Origin of the sequence: Rhodococcus sp. T2V (assembly GCF_029269925.1) — a bacterium.
GTDB lineage: Bacteria > Actinomycetota > Actinomycetes > Mycobacteriales > Mycobacteriaceae > Rhodococcus_F > Rhodococcus_F koreensis.
The window spans coordinates 40,334-63,420 of record NZ_JARJBD010000041.1; the positions used below are offsets into that span (position 1 = coordinate 40,334).

A 23,087-nucleotide genomic window follows, 5' to 3' on the forward strand; every position below is an offset into this window, starting at 1 on the left:
TTCTCAGAGCAGGGTTTTCACAGAACGTGTGAGCCGTACATTTCGCCGAGCGGATCGGCGATGAGTTCGAGGCGGGCACCGTCGGGATCGCGGAAGTACAGCGACACCTCGCTGTGTTCGACGAGTTCGACGCCGGCGTCGACCAGTTTCGTGCGCAGGTGATTCCAGCGGCCGGGTTCGACGCTGATCGCGATGTGGTGGAGTCCGCCGAGGACTTCCTGATACGGGCCGACCTCGAGCCCCGGGAAGTCGAAGAAGGCGAGCAGGTTGCCGTTGCCGATGTCGAAGAAGAAGTGCGAGGACCCGGGGTAATCGCGATTCTCGATCAGTTCGGTCAGCGGGAACTCGAGGAGATCCTGATAGAACCGGACGGTGCGCTCGACGTCGCTGCTGATCAGCGCGGTGTGGTGGAGTCCGCGGGCCGAGGATGCGGGCCTCGACGACACGGGCTTCAGATGCTCGGCGCGGATCCTGTCGCGTTGCGCGGCGAACCGCTGGGAGCGCTCCTGCTCGTCTGTGGTGCTCATTGCCCGAACCTCTCTCCGCGAAACGCCGATGATTGCGATTTCAACTATCACCACCGTACACCAAGTAGTTGCGCTGTCAACTACTTGGGATATGCTGGTCTCGTGGAACCGACCAGATGGCTCAGCGCCGAAGAACAGAACACGTGGCGCGCCTACCTGGACGCCACCCGACTACTGCTGCAGGCGCTCGATCGGCAGCTCACCCGCGACTCGGGCATCTCGTTCACGGACTTCGAACTTCTCGTCGTGTTGTCGGAGGCGCCGCAGCGGCAACTGCGGATGCGGGAACTCGCCGAGGCGGTCACCACGACGCGCAGCGGCGTGACCCGGGCGATCAGCCGGCTGGTCGAGGCGGGCTGGGTGCGGCGGCTGGAATGCAAGGACGACAAGCGGGGAATGCTGGCCGAGCTGACCGACGCCGGCGCCGAGAAACTCGCCGCCGCCAGCCCCGGACACGTGGCGGAGGTGCGCCGCGACATGTTCGACCTGCTCTGCCCCCGGGACGTCGCCATCCTCGGGCACGACTTCGGCGAAATGCGCGCCCACCTGCAGGAGAACCCCTGAGCCACCCACCGAGAGGCCGGTCATGAGCAGCACGTCCACGGAGAACGATCACGTCCACATCGACAAACAGAGTCCGGCCGTCTATCAGGCGCAGATCGGCGTCGCCAAGGCCATCCGTCACGCGACCACCGAGGCCGGGATGGACCGGCGGTTCGTCGAGTTGATCAACGTCCGCGTCTCCCAGATCAACCGCTGCGCGTACTGCCTGGACGTGCACGTCGCCGCGGCGATCGCGGCGGGCGAATCCCAGCAGCGTCTCGCGGTTCTGCCTGCCTGGCGGGAGACGACCCTGTTCTCCGAGCGCGAGGTCGCGGCCCTCACCCTGGCCGAGTCGATCACCACCCTCCCGGACGCGCAGCGTCAGGACGCCGACTACGCCTTCGCGCGGCGGTTCCTGTCCGAGCCGGAGATCTCCACGGTGAGCTGGATCGCCGTCACGATGAACGCGTTCAACCGGATCTCCATCGTCAGCCGCCATCAGGTCCGGCCGAAGCCGTAACCGCAGCTCACCCACCCTTCACAAATTTTAGTTGACATCGCAACGACTTCTCACTACCTTAGTAGTTGCAGATTCAATTACCTCGATTCGAGTGCCGTTCACCTCAAGGAGTTTTCATGACCACCGCCACCGCCACCCTCCCCAACCTGACCGCCGGAACCTGGGCCATCGACACCGTCCACTCCACCGTCGGCTTCTCCGTCCGCCACCTCATGGTCAGCAAGGTCCGCGGCACGTTCAACGACTTCGCAGGCGCGATCACCGTCGCCGAGGACGGCACCACCGCCGTCACCGCCGAGATCCAGGTCGCGTCCATCGACACCAAGAACACCGACCGCGACGCCCACATCAAGTCCGCCGACTTCTTCGACGCCGAGCAGTACCCCACCGCCACGTTCACCTCCACTGCCGTCCGCGCCAAGGGCGACGACTACGTGGTCGAGGGCGACTTCACGCTCCACGGCGTCACCAAGCAGGTCGAGCTCGCCCTCGAGTTCAACGGCGTCAACCCGGGCATGGGTAACGGGCCGGTCGCCGGTTTCGAGGCCACCACCGTCCTCAACCGCAAGGACTTCGGCATCTCCATCGACATGCCCCTCGAAGGCGGCGGCGCCGTCGTCGGCGACAAGATCACCATCACCCTCGAGATCGAGGCCGGCCTGCAGGCCTGATCCACCCGCACCACCAGAACCACCCGCGCCCCGTCGTCCACCCGGACGACGGGGCGCGTCGTTGTGAACACGAGGCAACACTTTCGATCGACGTGATCCAGGTCATTGTGATCTTGGGCAGGCTCGAGTGACCCTGGCCCCTTCGATGTCGGAGCCCGTTCGATGTCGGCGACTGCGAAACGAAGGTGACCACATGGGTAGCGACTCCGAACTCTCGTTCGCTCTCGACCTCACGCTGGACGAAGCGCGTCGGCGCACCGCTGTCCTCGAAGCGATCGGCGAAGACTGGGATCCCGTCGCCGTGCTGGCGGAGGAAGAGCGGGCCTACGACATGCTGTATTCCGGGCTGGACCCCGAGCAGCAGCGCATCTACGACGAACTGGTGCAGGCGGGTGTGCTCCCGGATCGGACGGTGGGCCGTGTTGCCGATTGATCCCACCGCGGACTTCTCCCGTCGTGCCTGGTTGCCCTGCCCGGGCTGCGACCACGGCTCGTCCTGCGGCGACTGCGGGTCGGGCCGCAACTGCCACCGGCACTGGCAGTACCTGCTGAGCAATCAGGGAACCACCGTGCACCTGCAGTGCCCCGACTGCACGCACGTGTGGACCATCGACACCCGCCACGGGCGGCCGGGGCGTCGCCGGAAGGCCGCGTAGGCGGGGTCCGACCGCTGGTTCAGCCGCGGCTCCGCGGCCGGTCGGCGAGTAGCTGGGTGAGCCGGTGTGCCTCGCGGAGGAGGAATTCTCCCAGTTCGCGGCGTCTTTCCTCACGGAACCGGCTCTCCACCCCGGTGATGCTCAGCGCCCAGGCCGGTGATCCCTGGGTGTCGAAGACGGCGGCGCCCATCCCCCAACTGCCCTCGACGAGCAGCCCGGGGTTGACGGTGTAGCCGTTGAGGCGGGTCTCCGCGATGCGCTCGGCGATCTTCTCCCGGCTGTGCTGCGGCCCCCATTCGCCGGTGACGTCCGCGCGCGCCAGGTACTCGTCGATCTCGCGGTCCGGCAGGTGCGACAGGATGACCATCCCCGCCGTCGCCACCCCGAGCGGAAATCGGATTCCGATGTGCAGCACGTGCGAGCGCAGCGGGAAGCTGCCCTCCTCGCTCGCAATGCAGACCGTTTCGTCGCCGCGGCGAGCGGACAGGAACACGCTTTCACCGGTCTCGCGGGCGAGATCGCGGAGGATGTCGCGGGAGCGGTCCGTGATGTCGTACCTGCTGGCGGCGAGCGAGCCGAGCAGGTACAGCTCGGGTCCGAGCGACCATTTGCCCGACTTCAGGTCTCGGTCGACCAGCCCCTCCTCGGCCAGCGAGACGAGGAGGCGATGCACGGTGGGGCGGGCGAGGCCCGTCTCCCGCGCCAGGGCGGACGTCGAGGATCCCGAGGATTCGAGGGCCGCGACGGCCCGCAGGATCGATCCCACCCGGTGGATGACCTGTGGACGCTGCGCCTCGTTCATGACCGGAGTATACGTCCACTCAGTGAACGCTCTTGTCCACGACGTCCAGACCGCGAGCAACATGTCCGAACTCCTTGAAATGCATGAAGCGACCCCTTTTAGTGGAGCAAAGCCCGTCGCAGAGGTCGTCCACTGGATGGACGAAATGTCGCGGGAAGGCGGTATCGCCGGGTTCGGCGGCCAGAAGAAAGGATGCACATGGGATCGAGAGTGTTCGACACCCCGGAAGAAGCTGTCGCGGACGTGTCCGACGGCGCGACGATCGCCGTCGGCGGATTCGGCCTGTGCGGAATCCCCGACTCGCTGATCCGCGCGCTCGCCGACTCGGGTGTCGGGAACCTCGAGGTCTTCTCCAACAACTGCGGTGTGGACGACCACGGGCTCGGGATCCTGCTGAGCGCCCGCCAGATTCGCCGTGTCACCGCGTCCTACGTCGGCGAGAACAAGGAATTCGCCCGCCAGTACCTCTCCGGCGAGCTCGAGGTGGAACTCACCCCGCAGGGCACGCTCGCCGAACGCCTCCGGGCCGGCGGTGCCGGCATCCCCGCGTTCTTCACCCCCGCCGGTGTCGGCAGCCCAGTCGCCGACGGCGGCCTGCCGTGGCGCTACGCCGCCGACGGTTCCGTCGCGCTCGCGTCGCCGGCGAAGGAAACCCGGCAGTTCGGCGACAAGCGCTACGTCCTCGAACTCGGCATCACCGCCGACTTCGCCCTGGTCCACGCGCTGCGCGGCGACACCGCCGGCAACCTGGTCTTCGACAAGACGGCCCTGAACTTCAACCCCCTCGCGGCCATGGCCGGGAAGGTGACCATCGCGCAGGTCGAGGAACTCGTCCCCGCAGGCACCATCGATCCCGCCCAGGTGCACCTGCCCGGAGTCTTCGTTCAGCGCATCGTCGAGACCGGCCCCCAGAACAAGCGGATCGAGAAGCGGACAGTCAGCAGCACGGAAGGAGCCACTCGATGACCGGCACCAACGGATGGACACGTGACCAGATGGCCGCCCGCGCGGCCGCGGAGATGGTCAACGGCGAATACGTCAACCTCGGCATCGGACTGCCGACGCTCATTCCCGGATACCTCGGCACCGATGTCACCGTCACGTTGCATTCGGAGAACGGGATCCTCGGCACCGGCCCCTACCCCACCGAGGACAACGTCGACCCCGATCTGATCAACGCGGGCAAGGAGACGGTCACCGTCAACGCCGGAGCCGCGTTCTTCGATTCGGCGCTGTCGTTCGGCATGATCCGCGGCGGCCACATCGACACCGCCGTCCTCGGCGGCATGCAGGTTTCCCGCACCGGCGACCTCGCCAACTGGATGGTCCCCGGCAAGATGGTCAAGGGCATGGGCGGCGCGATGGACCTCGTGCACGGGGCGAGCCGCGTCATCGTCCTCATGGAACACACCGACCGGGACGGCAACCCGAAGATCATCGACACCTGCACCCTGCCGCTGACCGGCCAGGGCGTCGTCAACCGCATCATCACCAACCTCGCCGTCATCGACGTGGTCGGCGACGGCACCCTCGCCCTGCGTGAGGTCGCCCCCGGTGTCACCGTCGACGACGTCGTCGCCGCCACCGGAACCCCCCTCGAGATCCGCGAATCCGCGCTCGTCTGAACCACATTCGACACGACACCAAGGACACTTCCATGACTTCACGCACCAGGTCCGTCATCGTCGCCGGGGCCCGGACCCCCGTCGGCAGGCTGACGGGTTCGCTCGCCACCCTCTCCGGATCCGATCTCGGCGGCATCGCCATCAAGGGCGCCCTCGACAAGGCCGGGGTGGCACCGGAACTGGTGGAGTACGTGATCATGGGGCAGGTCCTCACTGCCGGCGCCGGTCAGATCCCGGCCCGGCAGGCCGCGGTCGCCGCGGGCATCCCGATGTCGGTGCCCGCCGTGACCGTCAACAAGGTGTGCCTGTCGGGTCTCGACGCCATCGCGCTCGCCGACCAGCTGATCCGCGCCGGCGAGTTCGACGTCGTCGTCGCCGGCGGGCAGGAGTCGATGTCCCAGGCGCCGCACCTGCTCCCGGGCTCACGGGGCGGTTTCAAGTACGGCGACACCACCCTCGTCGACCACCTCGCCTACGACGGCCTGTACGACATCTTCACCGACCAGGCGATGGGCGCGCTCACCGAGACCCGGAACGCGACCACCGACAAGATCGGTCGCGAGGAGCAGGACGCCTTCGCCGCCGCGTCGCATCAGCGCGCCGCGGCCGCGTGGAAGAACGGCCTCTTCGACGACGAGGTCGTTCCCGTCACCATCCCGCAGCGCCGGGGTGAGCCGCTCGTCGTCACCGAGGACGAGGGCATCCGCGCCGACACCACCGCCGAGTCGCTGTCGAAGCTGCGTCCCGCGTTCAGCAAGGACGGCACCGTCACCGCCGGGTCCGCGTCGCAGATCTCCGACGGCGCCGCGGCCGTCGTGGTGATGAGCAAGGCCAAGGCCGAGGAACTGGGACTCGAATGGATCGCCGAGATCGGCGCCCACGGCGTCGTCGCCGGGCCGGATTCGACGCTCCAGCAGCAGCCCGCCAACGCCATCGACAAGGCCTGCGCCCGAGAGGGACTCGACGCGTCCGCCCTCGATCTCGTCGAGATCAACGAGGCCTTCGCCGCCGTCGGCATCGAGTCGACCCGGCAACTGGGAATCGACCCGTCGAAGGTCAACGTGAACGGCGGCGCCATCGCCATCGGGCATCCGCTCGGCATGTCGGGTGCGCGGGTCGTGCTGCACCTCGCGCTCGAGCTGAAGCGACGCGGTGGTGGAACCGGTGCCGCGGCGCTGTGCGGCGGCGGCGGACAGGGCGACGCCCTGATCCTCCACGTGCCGGGAGAATGACCCCTGCTCTCGCCCAGTAGGTTTCGTATCAGCAGGTTATGAACGGCCCGTGGCGAGCGCGGCGACGGCGGGCGCGAACATGGTCGACTTGATCGCACCGAGCGTGCCGGCGTCCTTCCCCGCGAGCGGCGAGATCAGGTCGACAGCGGCACCCAGGACCGCGCCTTCGGGCGCGGTCCTGTCGACCAGCCCGCTGGTGTGCGCCTCGGTGCCGCCGTACCGGTGACCGGTGGTCATGGCGGTGATCGCGGTCTGCGGCGTCAGCTTGGCCTGGATCAGCGCCGCCATGCCCGGGGTGAACGGGATGTGGATGTCGACCTCGGGGAAGCAGTAGAACCCGCGGTCCGACCGCATCACCCGGTAGTCGTGGGCGATTCCCAGCATGGCGCCCGCGCCGAACGCGTGCCCGTTGACCGCGGCCACCGTCGGCAGCGGGAGCGTCAGAATTCGGCTGAACAGGGCCTGCACGCGCCCGACGTACCAGTCCGCGCGGTCGCCGTTGGCCAGCAGCCACTCCAGGTCGAGGCCGTTGGAGTAGAACTTTCCGGTGGCCGTGGTGACCAGGGCCTGCGCGCCGTGCTCGTGCGCGTCGTCGAGGAGACCGTCGACGGTGTCGAGCCACTCGGGGGAGAAACGGTTCTCGTCGTCGCCGAGGTCGAGGACGGCGATCTTGTCGCGGTACGTCAAAGTGGCGGTCATCAGGAACCTTTCGTGGTGCTGTCGTGACGTTTCCCCGGGGGCGGGGGGTCGAGGGTGAGGACGGCGCGGACCGCCACCTCCAGACGCCGGCGCATGGCGTCGTCCGGTTTCCGCTGGGCACGGAGCAGCAGTCCGGTGGGGAGTCCGACGACGCACGCTTCGATCACCTCGACCGCGCGACCGTCCCTGCGCCCCCACAACACATGCGCCAACCGGACGAACAGGTCGACGAGGACGGAGTCGAGGCGCGCCAACTCGTCCGCGACGTTTTTGGGGACGTCGGATCCGAGCAGTTCGTCGCGGCGCACGGTGAGCAGGAGCCGCGACGACTGCGGGAACTTCTCGGCGAAGACGGCCGGGGTGTCGGCGGCCGCGACAACGGCGTCCACGGGACCCCGCTCCAGCGCGTGCTCGACCGATTGCTGTTGCAGGTCGAGGAACCGGTGTGCCGCCCGTAACCATGCGCGTCCGACGAGCCCTCCGCGGGAGCCGAATGCGTGATAGATGGCGCCGTTGGACATCTCCGTGGCGGCGGCGACCGCCCGCAGCGTCACCGCGCTCGGCCCGCCCTCGACGGCCAGCCGTTCGGCGGTGTCGAGCGCGGCGTCGAGGTCGTGGATGCGTGGCCTGGGCATACGTCGAACGATAACAGATCATGCGTTCTATTACTCATCGGTAGGTATTGGCCTAGCGCGCGGTGGGAGCCGTTCGATGATGAGCCAGCCGTTGTGCCCCGAGTCACAATGGGTTAGCTTTGTCCGGACATAAACACATTACGTGTTCTGCACATGGAATACGTCGAGGAGATGTTCATGGCCAGCGATCTCACCCGAACTACCGCCCAGCCCCTGCCCGCCGACGCGCCTGGACGGCACTCGCACAGGCTCGGCGTCATCGCCGTCGTCGCCACCTTCGGCGGCCTGCTCTTCGGATACGACACCGGAGTCATCAACGGCGCACTCGCACCGCTCAAGGACGACCTCCAGCTCACCTCGTTCACCGAGGGCCTGGTGGTGAGCATCCTGATCTTCGGCGCCGCGATCGGCGCCCTCATCGGCGGCCGGATGTCCGACCGGTACGGACGCCGGCACAACATCCTGGTACTCGCGATCATCTTCATGATCGGCACGCTCGGCTGCGTGCTGTCGCCCACGTGGGAGATACTCGCACTGTTCCGCTTCGTCCTCGGCCTCGCCGTCGGCGGCGCATCCGCGACGGTGCCCGTCTACCTCGCCGAGATCTCCCCCGCCGAACGGCGCGGCAGCGTGGTCTCCCGCAACGAGGTCATGATCGTGTGCGGGCAGTTCGCCGCATTCGTGATCAACGCCGTCATCTTCAACATCTGGGGTGAGCACGACAGCGTCTGGCGCTTCATGCTCCTGATCGCCGTCGCTCCGGCCATCGTCCTGTTCGCCGGAATGCTGAGGATGCCGGAGAGCCCGCGCTGGCTGATGTCGCAGGATCGGCACGACGAAGCGCTCGCCGTGCTCCTGCAGGTCCGGTCCCCGGAGCGGGCGCGTGCCGAACTGGAGGAGGTCCAGGCGCTCGCGGAGGAAGAGAAGCTCGCGCAGACCGGCGGCCCCGCGGACCTGTCGGTGAAGTGGATCCGCCGCCTCATCTTCATCGGCGTCGGCCTGGGCGTGTTCCAGCAGGCCACCGGCATCAACTCGGTGATGTACTACGGCACCCAGCTGCTCGGCGACGCCGGATTCTCCTCCAACGCAGCCATTGTCGCGAACACCCTCAACGGACTGTTCAGCGTGCTCGGCGTCCTCACCGGCATCGCCCTGATCAACCGGATCGACCGTCGCAAGATGCTCATCGGCGGGTTCGTGCTCACCACCACGTTCCATCTCCTCGTCGGCCTGTCGGCCTTCCTGCTGCCCGACGGCACCGCGAAGGCCTACTTCATCCTCGTGTTCGTGGTTCTGTTCGTCTTCTCGATGCAGGGCACGATCGGCCCCCTGGTGTGGCTGATGCTGTCGGAGATCTTCCCGCTGAAGATCCGCAGCTTCGCCATCGGCGTCTGCATCTTCATGCTGTGGATCGCGAATGCGATTGTCGCGCTGGTCTTCCCACCCCTCGTGGCAGCACTGGGAATCGCGGCCACCTTCTTCATCTTCGCGGGCCTCGGCGTGCTGGCTCTCGTGTTCATCACCACCCAGGTTCCGGAAACCCGCGGCCGCTCCCTCGAGGAACTCGAAGAGCAGTTCCGGCGCGAGTATTCGTGACCGGCTCCGCACCGAGTCCCGTGAAAGGTTGATCCCATGACAGTGCTCGTAGCAGTGACCGATACTTCCGAAGGATCGCACGCCCTCCTCGCAGGCAAGAAGGAAGCCGCGATGCTGGACACCGATCTGCTGGTGGTGAACCTCTCCCTCACCGAACCCGAAGAGGTGCACACCCTCGCCGACGACGGGGTGACCGTCCTCGACCGGATCGGCCGCGGCGACCGCGATCCCGCGACCGCCGTACTGGATCTGATCGACGACCGGCCCGACATCGAACGCCTCGTGATCGGGGTCAAGCGCCGCAGCGCGGTCGGCAAGGCGCTGCTCGGCAGCGTGAGCCAGCGCCTCATCCTGCAATCCCCGATCCCGGTTCTCGCGGTCAAAACCCCTCAGTAAAAGCTGGTTTCACGTTCCATCGCGGCGCCCGGCGGCAGGGAGGTCACCCCTTCCCGCCGCCGGGCGCCGCTGTCGAACGGCGAACACTGAGCGTCGGGGCGTGCAGGTGGATGCGCCGCGACTGCGACGGTCGCTCCAGCCGCTGCAGCAGGAATTTCGCGGCCTGCGCACCGACGGCAAAGTTTCCGTTGTTGACCGACGTCAGCGACAGGTGCCGGATCCGCGCGAGATACGTGTCGTCGTACCCGACGAGCGAGAGGTCGTCGGGGACTCTCAGGCCGCGGTCGTCGGCCGCCGACAGCGCCCCGACGCACGTGACGTCGTTGAACGCGAGGATCGCCGTCGGCCGGGGTTCGGCATCGAGCACACGACCGGCCGCGACGTATCCGCTCTCCTCGGTCATGCCTGCGAACTGCACGGACGCGAGATCGCCGCACCCGGCCTCGGTCATCGCTTCGGTGAATCCGTCGCGGCGCAGAGTGCCCACCACTCCGGGACCCTGCAGGTAGGCGATCCGCCGATGGCCGAGGTCCAGTAGATGCCGGGTGGCCAGCCGGGCACCGGCGATGTCGTCGTCCGCCGCGATGTCGACGTTCGGCAGACTCGGTTCGTGGGTTCCGGCGAGGACGACGGGGACGAGGGCCGCGGCCCGTTCGATCGCGGGGCCGGCGTCGGTGGTTCCCACCACCACCAACCCGTCGATCCGCTGCGACAGCAGGGTCTCGACGGTGTCCCGCCCGACGCGCTGATCCAGGTGGCTGTCGGCCAGCACCGGCGCGATTCCGACGGCGTCGAGCGTCGTCGTCATCCCCTCGAGCAGTTCGACGAACCAGGGGTTGCGGAGGTCGTTCAACATCACCCCGACTGTGCCGCTGCGTGATTCGGACAATCCGCGGGCGATGGTGTTCGTCCGGTAGTCGAGTTCCTTCATCGCCTGCGTGACCATCTCGCGGCGGGCGGGGCTGACGTTCGCCTCGCCGCGGAGCACCCGGGACACCAGCGATTTCGACACCCCCGCTCGCGCGGCCACGTCGCGGATCGTCGGTGGGCGAAACGACGACGCTCCCGGCGCCACGTCCGTCGTCTCGCCCTCGGCCGTGCCGCGATCTGATTCGTTCACGAGGGACAGCATATGGAGCCGGGGCCGTGTTACGCTCATCACAACTGGGACCGGTCCACGTTTGTCCCTTTCCGGAAGGAGCCGAGTTGAGCGAGCACGGAAGTCTGCGGCTGTCCGCGGGCATGGTCGGCGGCGGGCAGGGTGCTGACATCGGCAAGACCCACCGCTACGCGATGCGCCTGGACGACCGCTACGACCTGCGGGCGGGGGTCTTCGGGCGGGACGCCGCGGCGTCGGCGCAGATCGCGGACAGCCTCGGCGTGCCGGCCGAGCGCACCTACCGCGACCACCGGGAGATGGCCGAACGGGAATCCACCCGCGAGGACGGCGTCGACGTGGTGGCCGTGACCACCCCGAACGACAGCCACTTCGACATCGCCCGGACGTTCCTCGAGGCAGGCATCTCGGTGGTGTGCGAGAAGCCCCTCACCCGCGACTCCGAGTCGGCGGCGGAACTCGTCGCGATCGCCGAGACCTCCGGGGCGATTCTGGCCGTCCCGCACTGCTATTCGGCCTACGCCATGGTCCGGCACGCGGCCCGGATGGTGCGCGACGGCGACCTCGGACACATCCGGTTCGTGGCGGTGGAACACGCGTCCGGGTGGGCGGCGACGCCCCTCGAACTCGGCGCGCACCGGCAGGCGCGATGGCGCACCGACCCCGATATCGCGGGATTCCCCAGCGTCGTCGGCGATCTCGGTACCCACGCCTTCCAGCTGTTGCGCTTCGTCACCGGTCTCGAGGCGACTCGGGTATCGGCCGAACTGGACACCCTCGTTCCCGGGCGGCGGGTGTTCGACAACGCCACCGTGCGCCTCACCCTGTCCAACGGGGCACCCGCGACGCTCTGGGCGAGCATGGCCGCCACCGGCAACGAGCACGGCCTGCGCATCCGGGTCTTCGGCGACACGGCGAGCATCGAATGGCGGCACGAGGATCCGCACCACCTGACGGTCCGCGACCTCGACGGCGGCACCACGATCCTCGCGCAGGGAATGCGCACCCTGTCCGAGGACGCCACCCGGCTCACCCGTCCCGGCCTGGGACACCCCGAGGGATTCCTCGAGGCGTTCGCGAACTTCTACCGCGACCTCGCGGACGAACTCCGCGCCCGCCGCGACGGCGAGCCCACCACCATCCGCGATCTGTCCTTCCCCACCGGACGCGACGGGCTGATCGGCGTCCAGTTCGTCGAGGCGACGGCCGCCTCCCACGACGCCGACTCGGCCTGGATCGTTCCCGCTTTCGCACACGAAAAGGTCGGTATCTGACATGCAGCGTTTCGCACTCATCGGAGCCGGGTTCATCGGCGGAGTTCACGGCGCCAACCTCGCCGCGCACCCCGACGTCGACCTGGCCCTCGTCTTCGACATCGACCTCGCGCGCGCGACGGACCTCGCCAAGCGGCACGGCAGCCGCGCGACCACCGATCTCGCGGAAGTCTTCGATCCCACGGCGATCGACGCCGTCTTCATCGCGTCGTCCACCGACACCCACGCCGAGCATCTCCGTACCGCGGCGACGGCGGGAATCCCGGCACTGTGCGAGAAGCCCATCGATCTCGACCTCGCGCGCGCCGTCGACATCGTGCGCTTCGCCGACTCCCGGTCGCTGCGGGCGATGGTCGATTTCAACCGCCGCTTCGATCGCGACTACGCCGAACTGCAGCGGGTGGTCGCGTCCGGCGAGATCGGCTCGGTGGAGCTGATCCAGATGACCAGCCGGGGTCCGTCGATGCCGCCCCTCGAGTACATCGCCGTGTCCGGCGGGCAGATGCGCGACCAGACCGTCCACTTCTTCGACCTGGCCCGGTGGATTTCCGGGCTCGACCCCGAGTCGGTGTTCGCGACCGGTTCCACACTGGCCGAACCCCGCCTCGCCGAGTACGGCGACGTCGACACGTCGGCGGTCACCCTGCGTCTGCCCGGCGGCGCACTCGTCCAGATCGACTCCACCCGTCGGATCGGCTACGGCTACGACGAACGCATCGAGGTGCTCGGTTCCACCGGCATGGTCGAGGCGCGACGTCAGCGCGCCGGGTCCGTTTCCCGGTACAGCGAGGGCCGCGTGGTCGACGACGGGATGCACGCGGGATGGTTCGAGAGGATCCGGGCCAGCTACCGCATCGCACTCGACCACTTCGTCGACGCGCTGGAGAACGGCGCCGCCATCGGACCCACGCTGTCGGAGGCGTTGAAGGCGCAGGCGATCGCCGAGGCCGCGACCCGCTCACTCAGCAGCGGTCGGATGGAGCCGATCGAGTACCCGGCCTGAAGGGTCACACCGGGTCACACCGGGTCACACGGGGTCTCCGAGGACGACGATGTCGGCCCGGGCGCGGCCGGGTGCAACCAACGCGGCGTTGCGTTCGTCGCTGCGCCGCACCCACTCTCGCGCCTCGTCGGGTGACTTGCCGAATCGGACGTGCCGCTCGACGAGCCGGGCGACGCGCTCGTCGTCGTCCGGGGCGAGGAACCACGCTTCGTCGAGCAGGTCACGCACCGCCGACCACGGCGGCTCGTCGAGGAGCAGGTAGTTGCCCTCGGTGATCACCAGCGGAACGTCCGGCGGGACGGCGATCGACCCGGCGTACGACTCCTCGACCTCGCGGTGGAACTGCGGGGCGTACACCGTCTCGCCCCTCGGTTCCCGGATCCGGTGCAGCAGTGCCACGTACCCGGCGGCGTCGAACGTGTCCGGTGCGCCCTTGCGTCCGGCCCGGCCGAGGCGGGCCAGTTCCGCACCCGCCAGGTGGAATCCGTCCATCGGCACGACCACCGCGGACGATCCCAACCCCGCCAGCACCGCCGCGGCCACCGTGCTCTTGCCCGAGCCCGGTGGTCCCGCGATGCCGAGAACGCGGCGCGTGCCCGGTTCGGCCAGCGCCCGGGCACGCGCGACGAGTCCCTCGAGTCGACCGTCGTCCATAGGCAGACCGTAGTCCCCGCTCAGCCCACTACTCGTGGTGCACGTGTGGGTGCGTCCTCCGTCGGAGCGGAACGCCAGGTCGTCCCGAGCACCGCGCTGATCAGCCGGTCCTGGACCGCCACGAGGATCAGCGTCATGAGGCAGCCGTAACCGAAGACGACGAGCAGCCAGAGCAGGTTCAATTCCGGTACGCCGTCGACGAGCATCGGGGCCATCATCGTCACGAGCAGCGACTCGATCAGCCCCAGCAGCACCGCTGGGACGAGCCCGAAGGGTGTGCGCCCCAGCAAAATCGGGTGCACCGACAGGACCAGGAAGATGACGACGGCCACGCCGACCCCCATCATCAGTTCGAACGGCACCCCGGGCAGGGCGTCCTTGACGAGCAGGAACAATCCAGCCCAGCCGACACCGCACGCGAAGCTCAGAAACATCCCCAGCAGGGCCTTCGGCGGCGCCTGGAGCGTGAAGAAAAGCATCACCGGAAGGATAAGCATCGCGCTGTACGGAGCGAAGGGAGTCAGGCCCTGGAACGGGATCATCAGAATCGAGATGAGGACGGCGCCGAGCACCGCCTGAATCAGTATTCCCTTGGTCTGCGAAGACATGGTGGACCGCCTCGGTCGATGGTTCGGGATGGGACGGGTCAAAGCCTGGACAGTGCGTCCGTTCACACAACACAGTGTCAGTGACGTAGGCAACAACCTATTCACTCGCACGACACACTGTCAAGGAAAATTTCACAGCGTCCACCGACCGAGTGCGCCCCGCTGTGAGCGCCCAATCGCGCGTGAGGAAGTCTGCGCTCCTCGCCGCGATCTCGCGCCTACGGCGCCACGTAGAACGTGCCGACGCTCGGTGTGCCGTACACGTCGTAGAGGCCAGGGAGATGAGCGGTCACGCTGACGAGCACCTGACCGGGGCCGGTGATGACCGCGTCGCGGCCGGGAGTGAGGTCCGTGATGACCCCGGAGGCCCCGGTAGACAGGTTGATCCACTGGAACTCGTATCCGTAGCCGTCCGGGGTCGGATAGATCTGCCCGTGCCCGTGGTGGACGACGGGGTTGTAGAACGCACCCCCACGGGTCAGCGGCCAGCCGACCACCGTTCCGGGGACTTGGAGGGTGGTCACGCCGTCGAACTGTGGCGGCTCGGCGAACGCCTGCCCCGCGCCCCCGATCCATGCGCTCACCGCGAGCACCCCGATCATCAACCGTCGCACTACTCGACCCACGTCGATCCCTCCCCTGGTTCGGATTCCGCTGATATGTCCGAATCCGGGGACGATTCGTTACGGAACGGGTACGGCTCCGACGAGGCGCGGCGGGTCGACGTTTTCGTCCGGGGAGCGGACACGTCTAGGTCACCGTGCCCGATCGGCATTGCCCGGCACCTCCGCCGAGACCGTGGGTTCGGCGTCCACGTCGGTGGTGCCCAGTCGCGCGTAGAGGTCGGGGTTGCGTCGCGCGAGCCGCGTGCCGAGGGCCAACCCGATCACGAGGCTGACCGGCGTGACGGCGACGAGGATCGTGTTCACGGCGGGTCCGGCGGCGGTGAGCAGGTCCATCTTGGCCACGATCAGCCACGTCGCGTACGTCAACAGGGCGAGGGCGGCGGCGGGGGCCACCCGGACTCTCCAGACCGAATGCCCGCGGCGATCCCGCCAGAAGAAGGCGAGAACGGCTGCGGCGGCCATGGCCTGGAGGACGACGATGCCCACGACCCCGGGCGAATTCACCCAGAGCAGGAGCTGGAGGTAGGGGTCGGCGCCTGCGAGCGCGAACCCGGCGATCACGATCGCCGCGAGCAGACTCTGCACGGCGCTCGCCACATACGGCGACTTGTAGACGGGGTGCAGCTTGCCGAGCACCCGGGGCAGTACGTGCTCGCGCGACAACGCGAAGGTGTAGCGGGTGATCGCGTTGTGGAACGCCAGCAGACTCGCGAGGATGCTCGTGATGATCAGCAGTTCCATGAGCGTGCTCGCCCAGCCGCCGACGTAGTTCTCGATGGCGTCGAAGTACATTGCGGCGGGATCGGAGGCGGCGAGCGCGAGCGCCTGATCGGGGCCGTACGCCTGGATGATGATCCACACCATGAAGGCGTAGAAGAGTCCGAGGAACGCGACCGCCAGGTACGTCGCCCGGGGGATCGTGAGGGACGGGTCTTTCGCCTCCTCCCGGTACAGAGCGGTCGCCTCGAACCCGATGAACGCGGCGAACGCGAGCGTCAGCACCCCGCCCAGGCCGGGGCTGAACACGTGGGCGGGAGCGAACGACTCGACACCGAGGCCCTCGGCGCCGCCGCGAAGGAGGACGGCGGCGGCGAGCAGAACCAGAATCCCGGTCTCGGCGCTCAGCAGCAGGATCAGGAACCGCGCGCCGACGTGGACCGATCGCGACCCGAGGAACCAGATGAGCCCGACGCCGAGCAGCGACCACAGCCCCCACGGGAGGTCTAGGCCGATCAGATCCGCCATGGTCGACTGAGTGAAATACCCCAGGGCGCCGAAGATCCCGATCTCGAGAGCGTTGTAGGACACGAGGGCGAGGACCGCGGCCGCAAGACCCCATCGGGGGCCGAGCCCGATCGAGATGTACGAGTAGAACGCTCCCGCGTTGTGGATGTACTTGCTCATCGCGGTGAAGCCGATCGCGAACACGCCCAGCGCGAGCCCGGCCAGGATGTACCCGCCGGGCGCCCCGAGGCCCCCGACGTTCAGCGCCAGGGGCGCGACGCCGGCCATCACCAGCAACGGCGCGGCGGCCGCGACGACGAAGAACACGATGCCGGCGGTGCCGAGGGCGCCGCCCTCGAGTTGCGCGCCGGAGGCGGGTCCGGGTGCGGTTTTCTTCATGGGGAACTTCTCCAGTCCGGGCAGGGGCGCAACGACGGGGAAACCAGGGCGCGGATCCGCGACGAGAAACAATCGAATGTGTTTCGATTAGACTAGAACGAAGTGACCGGCGCCACAAGGGCATAATCGAATGAATTTCGATTGGAAAGGTGGGTGCAGCGATGGGCAGACCCCGCGTCGCACGCCTGGACCGTGAACGCATCGCGGAGGCGGCACTCGAACTCGTCGATCGTGACGGCGACTTCCGGATGCCGGATCTGGCCCGGCACCTGAACGTGCAGGTGTCGTCGATCTATCACCACGCCAAGGGCCGCGCCGCCGTCGTCGAGCTGGTGCGCCACCGCGTCGTCAGGGAAATCGACGGATCGTCGTTCGAACGCCTGCCGTGGGACGAGGCCCTGTCCGAGTGGGCGCGGTCGTATCGGGCAGCGTTCAGCAGGCACCCCACCGCCATCCGCCTCCTCGCCACCGAGACGGTGCGCGATCCCGGTTCGCTGTCCGTGTATCACTCGGCGGCCACCGGTCTGCGCGACGCGGGCTTCCCGGACGACCACATCATGGCCGTCATCACCGCCGCGGAGAATTTCCTTCTCGGGGCCGCCCTGGACGCGGCCGCGCCGGAGGTCATGATCGAAGCGGACGCGACAACGGCCGACGACGCGCTGACCCGGGCGCTCGCCGCCGCACCCCGCGGCCCGGAGCGGGCCGAGCAGGCGTTCGAAACCGGCCTGGCGGCACTGCTCGCGGGCTTTCGCGCCCTCCTGCAGGACCGCGGCGCAGTGCGGCGATAGCACCGGGCGTCAGCGAACCCGCTTGCCGCCCAGCCAGGTTCGGGTCACGGCGAGCTCGCCGAGCGCCTGCGTGGACGACAGGTCGTACGGATCGACCGGCAGCTGAATCATGTCGGCGCGCATTCCCGGCAGCAGCCGGCCCCACAGGTTCTCCTCGAAGCCCTGATAGGCGACGCCGGCCGAATACGCGGCGAGGGCCCGTTCGAGGCCGACGCGTTCCCGCGGGAGCCATCCCTCCGACGGGATGCCGGACGGTGTCTGCCGGTGGATCGCGGTGGCGATGCCCTTGATCGGCTCGTACGCGGTGATGGGCCAGTCGCTGCCGAAGGCCACCCGCGCGCCGCGCTCGGACAGCGTTCCGATCCGATACTGCTGCGCGCTCCGCTCGGCGCCGATCCGCGGAATCGTCAATTCCGTCATCAGGGCGTCGAGTTGGGCCCACAACGGCTGGAAGTTGGCGACCACCCCGAGCGAGACGAACCGGTCGAGGTCGTCGCCGTCGACCAACTGCAGATGCGCGATGGTGGCGCGCCGATCCCGGGGACCGTTGCACCGGTCGGCGTACTCGATCGCGTCGAGCGCCATGCGCACCCCCGCGTCGCCGATGGCGTGGATGTGGATCTGGAATCCCAGCCGGTCCACCTCGGCCGCCGCCCGGCACAGTTCGTCCGTCGTCCAGTTGCTGATGCCGTGGGAGTGCGGACAATCCGTGTAGGGCGCCAGCAGGGCCGCGGTGCCCGCCTCGATCACGCCGTCCGCGAAGAACTTGACCGTTCCCGCCTTGACCGTGTCGCCGCCGCGTTCCCCGACCCGCTTCCGTGCCGCGCCGAACGCCTCCCGGTCGGCCTCCCAGCTCTCCGGGGTGGCGCGGAACGCGAGATTGGCGCGGGACGCGAGTAGTCCGCGGTCCGCGGCCGTCAGCCACACGTCGACGTCGTCCAGTTCGGTCCACGCGTCCTGCACCCACGTGATGCCCGCGGCGGCAAGCATTCTCGATACCGACGCGAGCGCGTCGACCCGGACGTCGAGAGTCGCCTCCGGCACCAGCGCGAGCACCGGATCGATCGCACCCCATTCACGCAGGGTGCCGAGCAACTCGCCGTCGGCGGTCCGCACGATCTCGCCGCCGGCCGGGTCCGGGGTGTCCCGCGTCAGGCCGGCCCGCCGCAGCGCCGCACTGTTGACCCAGGCGGTGTGATGGTCCATCGTGCGCAGGACCACCGGCCGGTCCGGGACCACGCTGTCGAGCCAGCGCGCCTCGAAGCGCCCGCCGGGCGCGAGCGTCGGCGACACCCCGTCCCCGAAGACGCACTCGGCCCCAGGATTCTCGTCCGCCCAGCGGCGCACCTCGCGGAGGACCTCCTCGACGCTGCCACAGTCGCGGATCGCGGCGCCGCGCAATCCGAGGCCGCCGAGCAACGGGTGGACGTGCCCGTCGCCGAACGACGGCAACAACGCGCCGCCGCCCAGGTCGATCACCTCGGTACCGCTCGCCCGCAGGGCACGCGCCCGCTCCCCCAGCGCGACGACGCGACCGCCGGACACGGCGAGCGCGTCGGTGACGGGTAGGTCGGGATCACCGGTGTGCACCGCGCCTCCGACCACCAGCAGTTCGGCGTTCACGGTCCCTCCTTCAACTAATCGAATATGATTCGATTAAGCTAGGTCGTGCGCGGGCCGGCGTCAAGAGATGCCGGGTCACGGGGCTGAAACGGAGAGCCCGGACCCCTCTTGCGGATCGTAGACCGGTCGTATACAACTGGTGTACGGCCTTTGGTGATCGGCTTCACAGTCGGACGGAGGCAAGAGAAAAAGCGGGCTCGGCGGTTGTTGGAGCAACCACCGAGCCCAGGCAGCACCATCTGCGCGACCGTTCGAGTCGCCTACTTGGAGGTAGGCGCAAGGACGTGCAGCTCGTCACGTAGCGACGATTCGACCTAGGAGTCGACTATGGCAACCGCCAACGACAAATCTATCAACCGCAGACCCCACACCAGCCTGCCCGTCATCGCAGGTTCGAGCCTCGCCGGAACCGCAGTCGAGTGGTACGACTTCTTCCTGTACGGAACCGCGGCAGCGCTGGTGTTCAACAAGCTGTTCTTCCCCACCGACGATCCCCTGGTGGGCACCATGCTCGCGTTCGCCACCTACGCGGTCGGCTTCGTCGCGCGCCCGCTCGGCGCCGCGGTGCTCGGGCACTTCGGGGACGTCAAAGGCCGGCGCGCCACCCTGATCGCCAGCCTGATGCTCATGGGGGTGTCGACCTTCCTCATCGCGTTCCTGCCCACCTACGCGTCCATCGGCGTCGCCGCACCGCTGATGCTGGTGCTCCTGCGGCTGGTGCAGGGCTTCGCCCTCGGCGGCGAGTGGGGTGGCGCCGTCCTGCTGGTCTCCGAGCACGGCGATTCGACGAGACGGGCGTTCTGGTCCGCGTGGCCCAATCTCGGTCCGCCGCTGGGCAATCTGCTGGCCGCCGGGGTGCTCGCCGTCCTCGGGTCCACGCTGTCGGAGGACGCGTTCCTGTCGTGGGGGTGGCGGATCGCGTTCGGACTGTCGGCGCTGCTGGTGATCATCGGTCTGGTGCTCCGGCTGTACGTCGCGGAGACCCCGCTGTTCGAGCAGTCCCGGGACACCGCGCCTGCCGAGAAGAACGGCATGCCGCTCGCCGCGGCCGTCCGGGGACACTGGCGCCAGATCCTTCTCGCGGCCTTCACCCGCTTCGGCGAGAACGCCGGCTTCTACATCTTCTCGCTGTTCGTCATCACATACATCACCCAGATCCTCGAACTCGACCGCAGCACCGGATTGAACGCCGTCATGATCGGTATGGTCGTCGCCCTGGTGACGATCCCGATGTTCGCCGTGCTCGCCGACCGGATCGGCCGGCGACCGATCTACATCGGCGCGTCCGCCGCCACCATCGTGTGGGCGTTCGTGTTCTTCGCCCTGCTGGACACGAAGAATCCAGCGGCGATCACCCTCGCGGTGGCGGTGGGGCTGCTGATCTTCGCGGCCTACAGCGCCGTGATCGGCGCGTTCTTCTCGGAACTGTTTCCCACCGAGGTCCGGTACTCCGGAGTCTCGCTGGCCTACAACCTCGCGTCGGTCCTCGCCGGTTCGCTGGCCCCGATCATCGCGATCGCGCTCTACACCCGGTTCGGCACCGGATACGCCATCGGTGCCTACCTCGCCGCCATGGGAGTCATCTCCCTGATCGCCTCACTCCTCGCGCGGGAAACTCAGTCCGTGGATCTCGCGGCCGTGGGTGATGAGGCGATGTCCCGGACGCCGGAAACGCCTGCGTCCGTCATCAACTGACTCTCCTCGAAGGGGCAAGCCATGCCGACATCGAAGACCACCGGAGCAACCGCACCGGAGCTGGCCTACGAGTGGCTGAAGAACACCATCATCACCTTGCCCCGCGACGAAGAGATGTTCCTGTCCGAGGCGCAGGTCGCCGCGTCCTCCGGCATCTCACGCACCCCGGTGCGAGAGGCGTTGCTGCGCCTCGAGGCCGAAGGATTCATCCGCCGGGTGCCCCACAAGGGCGCGTTCATCCCGGCGTTGTCCGACAGCGACGTCGAAGCCATCATGCAGGCCCGCCGGGTGGTCGAGGAATGGTCCGTCACCGAGGTGGCGCCCCAACCGGGCCTGGTGCCGGACCGGCTCCGCATCCTCCTGGAACTGCAGGAGAACGACACCGACCCGGTCGATTTCATCGCACACGACCTCGAATTCCACACGGCCATCATTCGCGCGGCCGGCAACCCCCTGATGAACAACTTCTACAGCTCGCTGCGGGACCGTCAGATGCGGATGGGAATCCGCATCGTCATGGCCGACGAGACCCGCAAGAAGCAGGTTCTCGTCGAGCACCGCGCCATCGCCGACGCGATCGCGGCCGGAGATCCCGCCGCTGCGGTCCAGGCGGTGCGCGAGCACCTCGACACCACGCTGCAATCCATGAAACGGCCGAACATCTAACGGCACGAAGGAAACCCATGAAGATAGCCCTGGCCCAGCTGGCCAGCCCCGATTCCGAAACCCCCGCGCACCGGCTCGAACGCGTGCGCCACCTCCTGACCCGACTCGACGACAGCGTCGACCTCATCGTTCTGCCCGAACTGTGGCGCGTGGGATACAACCACTTCGACGACTACGCCGCGGCCGCCGAAACTCTCGATGGCGGAACCGTCCAGGTTCTGGCGTCCGTCGCCGTCGAACAGCGCTGCTACATCCACGCCGGCAGCATCGTCGAGCAGGGCGAAGAGGGCAGACTGCGCAACACCGCGGTCCTGATCGGCCCGGACGGCCAGATCCACCACCACTACAGCAAAGTTCACGTTTTCGGATACGCCTCCCTCGAAGCGCAATTCCTGCAACCGGGAACGCAGATCCACACCGCCGACACCCCGTTCGGCCCGATCGCGGCCACCACCTGCTACGACCTGCGCTTTCCCGGACTGTGGACCGAATTGGTCGCCGCCGGAGCGAAACTCGTCATCGTGCCGGCGGCCTGGCCCAAGGCCCGCAGGGAGCACTGGCGGCTGCTGACGTCGGCCCGCGCCGTCGACAACCAGGTCTTCGTGATCGCCTGCAACGCCACCGGCACCCACAATTCCGTCGAACTCGGCGGCCACAGCCGGATCGTCGACCCGTGGGGAACGGTGATCGCCGAGGCCGATTCGGCCGAGGGCATCACCATCGCCGAGATCGACCCCACCGCGGTCGACCGCACCCGCGCCGAGTTCCCGGTCTTGAACGACCGGCTCGACGACTACAGCTTCCTCAACCGCAGAAAGGTCCTGTCATGACCGGCGCCACCACGCAGGTGCTCACCTTCGACACCCTCGACTCTTCCGAGACCCTGCGATTCGACGACGTCCGGACCCTGGTCGCCGGATACACCGGCCGCGACGAAGCGGCGGTGCAACATCATATCGACGAACTCGCCGCCATCGGTGTCGCACCGCCCGCGCAGGTCCCGATGTTCTACCCCGTCGAGATCGCGACGATCACCACCGCGGCGCAGGCGCCGGTCACCGGCGCGCACACGTCGGGCGAGGTGGAGCCGGTGATCCTGCGGCACCGGGGGCGGTACTACCTCGGTGTCGGCTCCGATCACACCGACCGCCAACTCGAGACCGTCGACATCGGCGACTCCAAGCGCGCGTGCCCCAAGCCGGTGGGCCCGGCCGTCGTGGAGATCGAGGACTGGGCGTCGTTCGACTGGGACGCCTGCCGGGCCCGGTCGTGGGTCGACGGGGTGCTGTACCAGGACGGCACACTGGCCAATCTCCGCACCCCGCACAATCTTCTGCAGATCTTCGCCGACCGGATCGGCGACACCGGCGAGGACCTGCTCTGCTTCGCGGGCACCCTGCCGCTGCTCGACGGAAAGTTCACCCCCGGACACCGGTGGGACCTCGAACTCACCCTGCCCGACGGCCGGACCCTCACCCACACCTACACCACTGAAGGACACTGAC

General features: G+C 68.1%; 27 protein-coding genes. 17 read left to right on the forward strand and 10 right to left on the reverse strand.

Going from position 1 to position 23,087, the window contains the following annotated elements:
- Positions 1–17: 17 nt before the first annotated feature.
- A complete protein-coding gene (locus P3H15_RS29465) occupies positions 18–527 on the reverse strand; it encodes a VOC family protein (protein ID WP_095865638.1) in 510 nt (169 codons plus the stop codon).
- Between the two features lie 102 nt (positions 528–629).
- Here P3H15_RS29465 and P3H15_RS29470 point away from each other — a divergent pair, with 102 nt between their 5' ends.
- The 5 genes from P3H15_RS29470 to P3H15_RS29490 all read left to right on the forward strand — a co-directional run bounded on the left by P3H15_RS29470 (position 630) and on the right by P3H15_RS29490 (position 2,917).
- Positions 630–1,091 carry a MarR family winged helix-turn-helix transcriptional regulator gene (locus P3H15_RS29470; protein ID WP_276140459.1) on the forward strand — a complete coding sequence of 154 codons (462 nt, stop codon included), beginning with the start codon at positions 630–632 and terminating at the stop codon, positions 1,089–1,091.
- 22 nt (positions 1,092–1,113) lie between these two features.
- Positions 1,114–1,590, forward strand: coding sequence for a carboxymuconolactone decarboxylase family protein (locus tag P3H15_RS29475; protein WP_276140460.1), 477 nt, complete (start codon positions 1,114–1,116; stop codon positions 1,588–1,590).
- 116 nt (positions 1,591–1,706) lie between these two features.
- Positions 1,707–2,261, forward strand: a complete 555-nt coding sequence (locus tag P3H15_RS29480; RefSeq protein ID WP_276140461.1) for a YceI family protein — start codon at positions 1,707–1,709, stop codon at positions 2,259–2,261.
- Between the two features lie 193 nt (positions 2,262–2,454).
- Positions 2,455–2,694 (forward strand): DUF6400 family protein, encoded by a 240-nt coding sequence (locus P3H15_RS29485; protein WP_072949576.1) that lies wholly within the window; start codon positions 2,455–2,457, stop codon positions 2,692–2,694.
- Entirely contained in the window at positions 2,681–2,917 is a 237-nt protein-coding gene (locus P3H15_RS29490) for a hypothetical protein (RefSeq protein WP_124391944.1), read from the forward strand. The genes P3H15_RS29485 and P3H15_RS29490 overlap by 14 nt, the downstream gene beginning before the upstream one ends.
- 19 nt (positions 2,918–2,936) lie before the next feature.
- Here the strand turns inward: P3H15_RS29490 and P3H15_RS29495 are convergent, their stop codons facing one another.
- The gene (locus P3H15_RS29495) at positions 2,937–3,719 is read right to left on the reverse strand and encodes an IclR family transcriptional regulator (RefSeq protein WP_072949581.1); all 783 of its coding nucleotides are present in this window, start codon (positions 3,717–3,719) and stop codon (positions 2,937–2,939) included.
- A 198-nt stretch (positions 3,720–3,917) separates the two neighbouring features.
- On the opposite strand from P3H15_RS29495, the gene P3H15_RS29500 reads away from it, so the two are divergent.
- From P3H15_RS29500 to P3H15_RS29510, 3 genes are read left to right on the forward strand one after another with little or no spacing between them, the layout of a single operon-like run.
- Positions 3,918–4,685, forward strand: a complete 768-nt coding sequence (locus P3H15_RS29500; RefSeq protein ID WP_276140462.1) for a CoA transferase subunit A — start codon at positions 3,918–3,920, stop codon at positions 4,683–4,685.
- A complete protein-coding gene (locus P3H15_RS29505; protein ID WP_276140463.1) occupies positions 4,682–5,344 on the forward strand; it encodes a 3-oxoacid CoA-transferase subunit B in 663 nt (220 codons plus the stop codon). Before P3H15_RS29500 ends, P3H15_RS29505 begins: the two co-directional genes overlap by 4 nt.
- 32 nt (positions 5,345–5,376) lie before the next feature.
- A complete protein-coding gene (locus P3H15_RS29510) occupies positions 5,377–6,576 on the forward strand; it encodes an acetyl-CoA C-acetyltransferase (protein ID WP_276140464.1) in 1,200 nt (399 codons plus the stop codon).
- Positions 6,577–6,612: 36 nt separating this feature from the next.
- Here P3H15_RS29510 and P3H15_RS29515 read toward each other — a convergent pair whose 3' ends face one another.
- Positions 6,613–7,275 (reverse strand): enoyl-CoA hydratase-related protein, encoded by a 663-nt coding sequence (locus P3H15_RS29515; RefSeq protein WP_276140465.1) that lies wholly within the window; start codon positions 7,273–7,275, stop codon positions 6,613–6,615.
- Positions 7,275–7,910, reverse strand: a complete 636-nt coding sequence (locus tag P3H15_RS29520) for a TetR/AcrR family transcriptional regulator (protein WP_276140466.1) — start codon at positions 7,908–7,910, stop codon at positions 7,275–7,277. Before P3H15_RS29520 ends, P3H15_RS29515 begins: the two co-directional genes overlap by 1 nt.
- Before the next feature lie 153 nt (positions 7,911–8,063).
- Here P3H15_RS29520 and P3H15_RS29525 point away from each other — a divergent pair, with 153 nt between their 5' ends.
- Both P3H15_RS29525 and P3H15_RS29530 read left to right on the forward strand, forming a co-directional pair.
- Complete coding sequence (locus P3H15_RS29525; RefSeq protein ID WP_276140467.1) at positions 8,064–9,506, forward strand: sugar porter family MFS transporter; 1,443 nt, start codon at positions 8,064–8,066, stop codon at positions 9,504–9,506.
- Between the two features lie 36 nt (positions 9,507–9,542).
- On the forward strand, positions 9,543–9,902 hold the full coding sequence (locus tag P3H15_RS29530) for a universal stress protein (RefSeq protein ID WP_124391936.1): 360 nt from the start codon (positions 9,543–9,545) through the stop codon (positions 9,900–9,902).
- A gap of 43 nt (positions 9,903–9,945) precedes the next feature.
- Here P3H15_RS29530 and P3H15_RS29535 read toward each other — a convergent pair whose 3' ends face one another.
- Positions 9,946–11,022 carry a LacI family DNA-binding transcriptional regulator gene (locus P3H15_RS29535; RefSeq protein ID WP_276140468.1) on the reverse strand — a complete coding sequence of 359 codons (1,077 nt, stop codon included), beginning with the start codon at positions 11,020–11,022 and terminating at the stop codon, positions 9,946–9,948.
- Between the two features lie 86 nt (positions 11,023–11,108).
- Between P3H15_RS29535 and P3H15_RS29540 the strand changes: the two genes are divergently transcribed.
- The gene (locus P3H15_RS29540) at positions 11,109–12,293 is read left to right on the forward strand and encodes a Gfo/Idh/MocA family protein (protein ID WP_276140469.1); all 1,185 of its coding nucleotides are present in this window, start codon (positions 11,109–11,111) and stop codon (positions 12,291–12,293) included.
- Position 12,294: 1 nt separating this feature from the next.
- Positions 12,295–13,296 carry a Gfo/Idh/MocA family oxidoreductase gene (locus P3H15_RS29545; RefSeq protein ID WP_276140470.1) on the forward strand — a complete coding sequence of 334 codons (1,002 nt, stop codon included), beginning with the start codon at positions 12,295–12,297 and terminating at the stop codon, positions 13,294–13,296.
- A gap of 24 nt (positions 13,297–13,320) precedes the next feature.
- Here P3H15_RS29545 and P3H15_RS29550 read toward each other — a convergent pair whose 3' ends face one another.
- The 4 genes from P3H15_RS29550 to P3H15_RS29565 form a co-directional block, all read right to left on the reverse strand.
- Positions 13,321–13,950 carry a nucleoside/nucleotide kinase family protein gene (locus tag P3H15_RS29550; RefSeq protein ID WP_276140471.1) on the reverse strand — a complete coding sequence of 210 codons (630 nt, stop codon included), beginning with the start codon at positions 13,948–13,950 and terminating at the stop codon, positions 13,321–13,323.
- A gap of 20 nt (positions 13,951–13,970) precedes the next feature.
- On the reverse strand, positions 13,971–14,558 hold the full coding sequence (locus P3H15_RS29555; protein WP_276140472.1) for a hypothetical protein: 588 nt from the start codon (positions 14,556–14,558) through the stop codon (positions 13,971–13,973).
- A gap of 218 nt (positions 14,559–14,776) precedes the next feature.
- Complete coding sequence (locus P3H15_RS29560; RefSeq protein ID WP_276140473.1) at positions 14,777–15,184, reverse strand: hypothetical protein; 408 nt, start codon at positions 15,182–15,184, stop codon at positions 14,777–14,779.
- Positions 15,185–15,313: 129 nt separating this feature from the next.
- A complete protein-coding gene (locus tag P3H15_RS29565; protein ID WP_276140474.1) occupies positions 15,314–16,807 on the reverse strand; it encodes an APC family permease in 1,494 nt (497 codons plus the stop codon).
- Positions 16,808–16,968: 161 nt separating this feature from the next.
- On the opposite strand from P3H15_RS29565, the gene P3H15_RS29570 reads away from it, so the two are divergent.
- A complete protein-coding gene (locus tag P3H15_RS29570) occupies positions 16,969–17,598 on the forward strand; it encodes a TetR/AcrR family transcriptional regulator (protein ID WP_276140475.1) in 630 nt (209 codons plus the stop codon).
- Positions 17,599–17,607: 9 nt separating this feature from the next.
- Here the strand turns inward: P3H15_RS29570 and P3H15_RS29575 are convergent, their stop codons facing one another.
- Complete coding sequence (locus P3H15_RS29575) at positions 17,608–19,221, reverse strand: amidohydrolase (RefSeq protein ID WP_276140476.1); 1,614 nt, start codon at positions 19,219–19,221, stop codon at positions 17,608–17,610.
- Between the two features lie 327 nt (positions 19,222–19,548).
- On the opposite strand from P3H15_RS29575, the gene P3H15_RS29580 reads away from it, so the two are divergent.
- The 4 genes from P3H15_RS29580 to P3H15_RS29595 are packed head-to-tail and all read left to right on the forward strand — an operon-like array spanning position 19,549 to position 23,086.
- On the forward strand, positions 19,549–20,916 hold the full coding sequence (locus P3H15_RS29580; protein WP_276140478.1) for an MFS transporter: 1,368 nt from the start codon (positions 19,549–19,551) through the stop codon (positions 20,914–20,916).
- 21 nt (positions 20,917–20,937) lie between these two features.
- A complete protein-coding gene (locus P3H15_RS29585) occupies positions 20,938–21,582 on the forward strand; it encodes a GntR family transcriptional regulator (protein WP_276140479.1) in 645 nt (214 codons plus the stop codon).
- A gap of 17 nt (positions 21,583–21,599) precedes the next feature.
- Positions 21,600–22,412, forward strand: coding sequence for a carbon-nitrogen family hydrolase (locus tag P3H15_RS29590; RefSeq protein ID WP_276140480.1), 813 nt, complete (start codon positions 21,600–21,602; stop codon positions 22,410–22,412).
- Positions 22,409–23,086, forward strand: coding sequence for a DUF2848 domain-containing protein (locus P3H15_RS29595; RefSeq protein ID WP_276140481.1), 678 nt, complete (start codon positions 22,409–22,411; stop codon positions 23,084–23,086). Before P3H15_RS29590 ends, P3H15_RS29595 begins: the two co-directional genes overlap by 4 nt.
- Position 23,087: the final 1 nt, after the last annotated feature.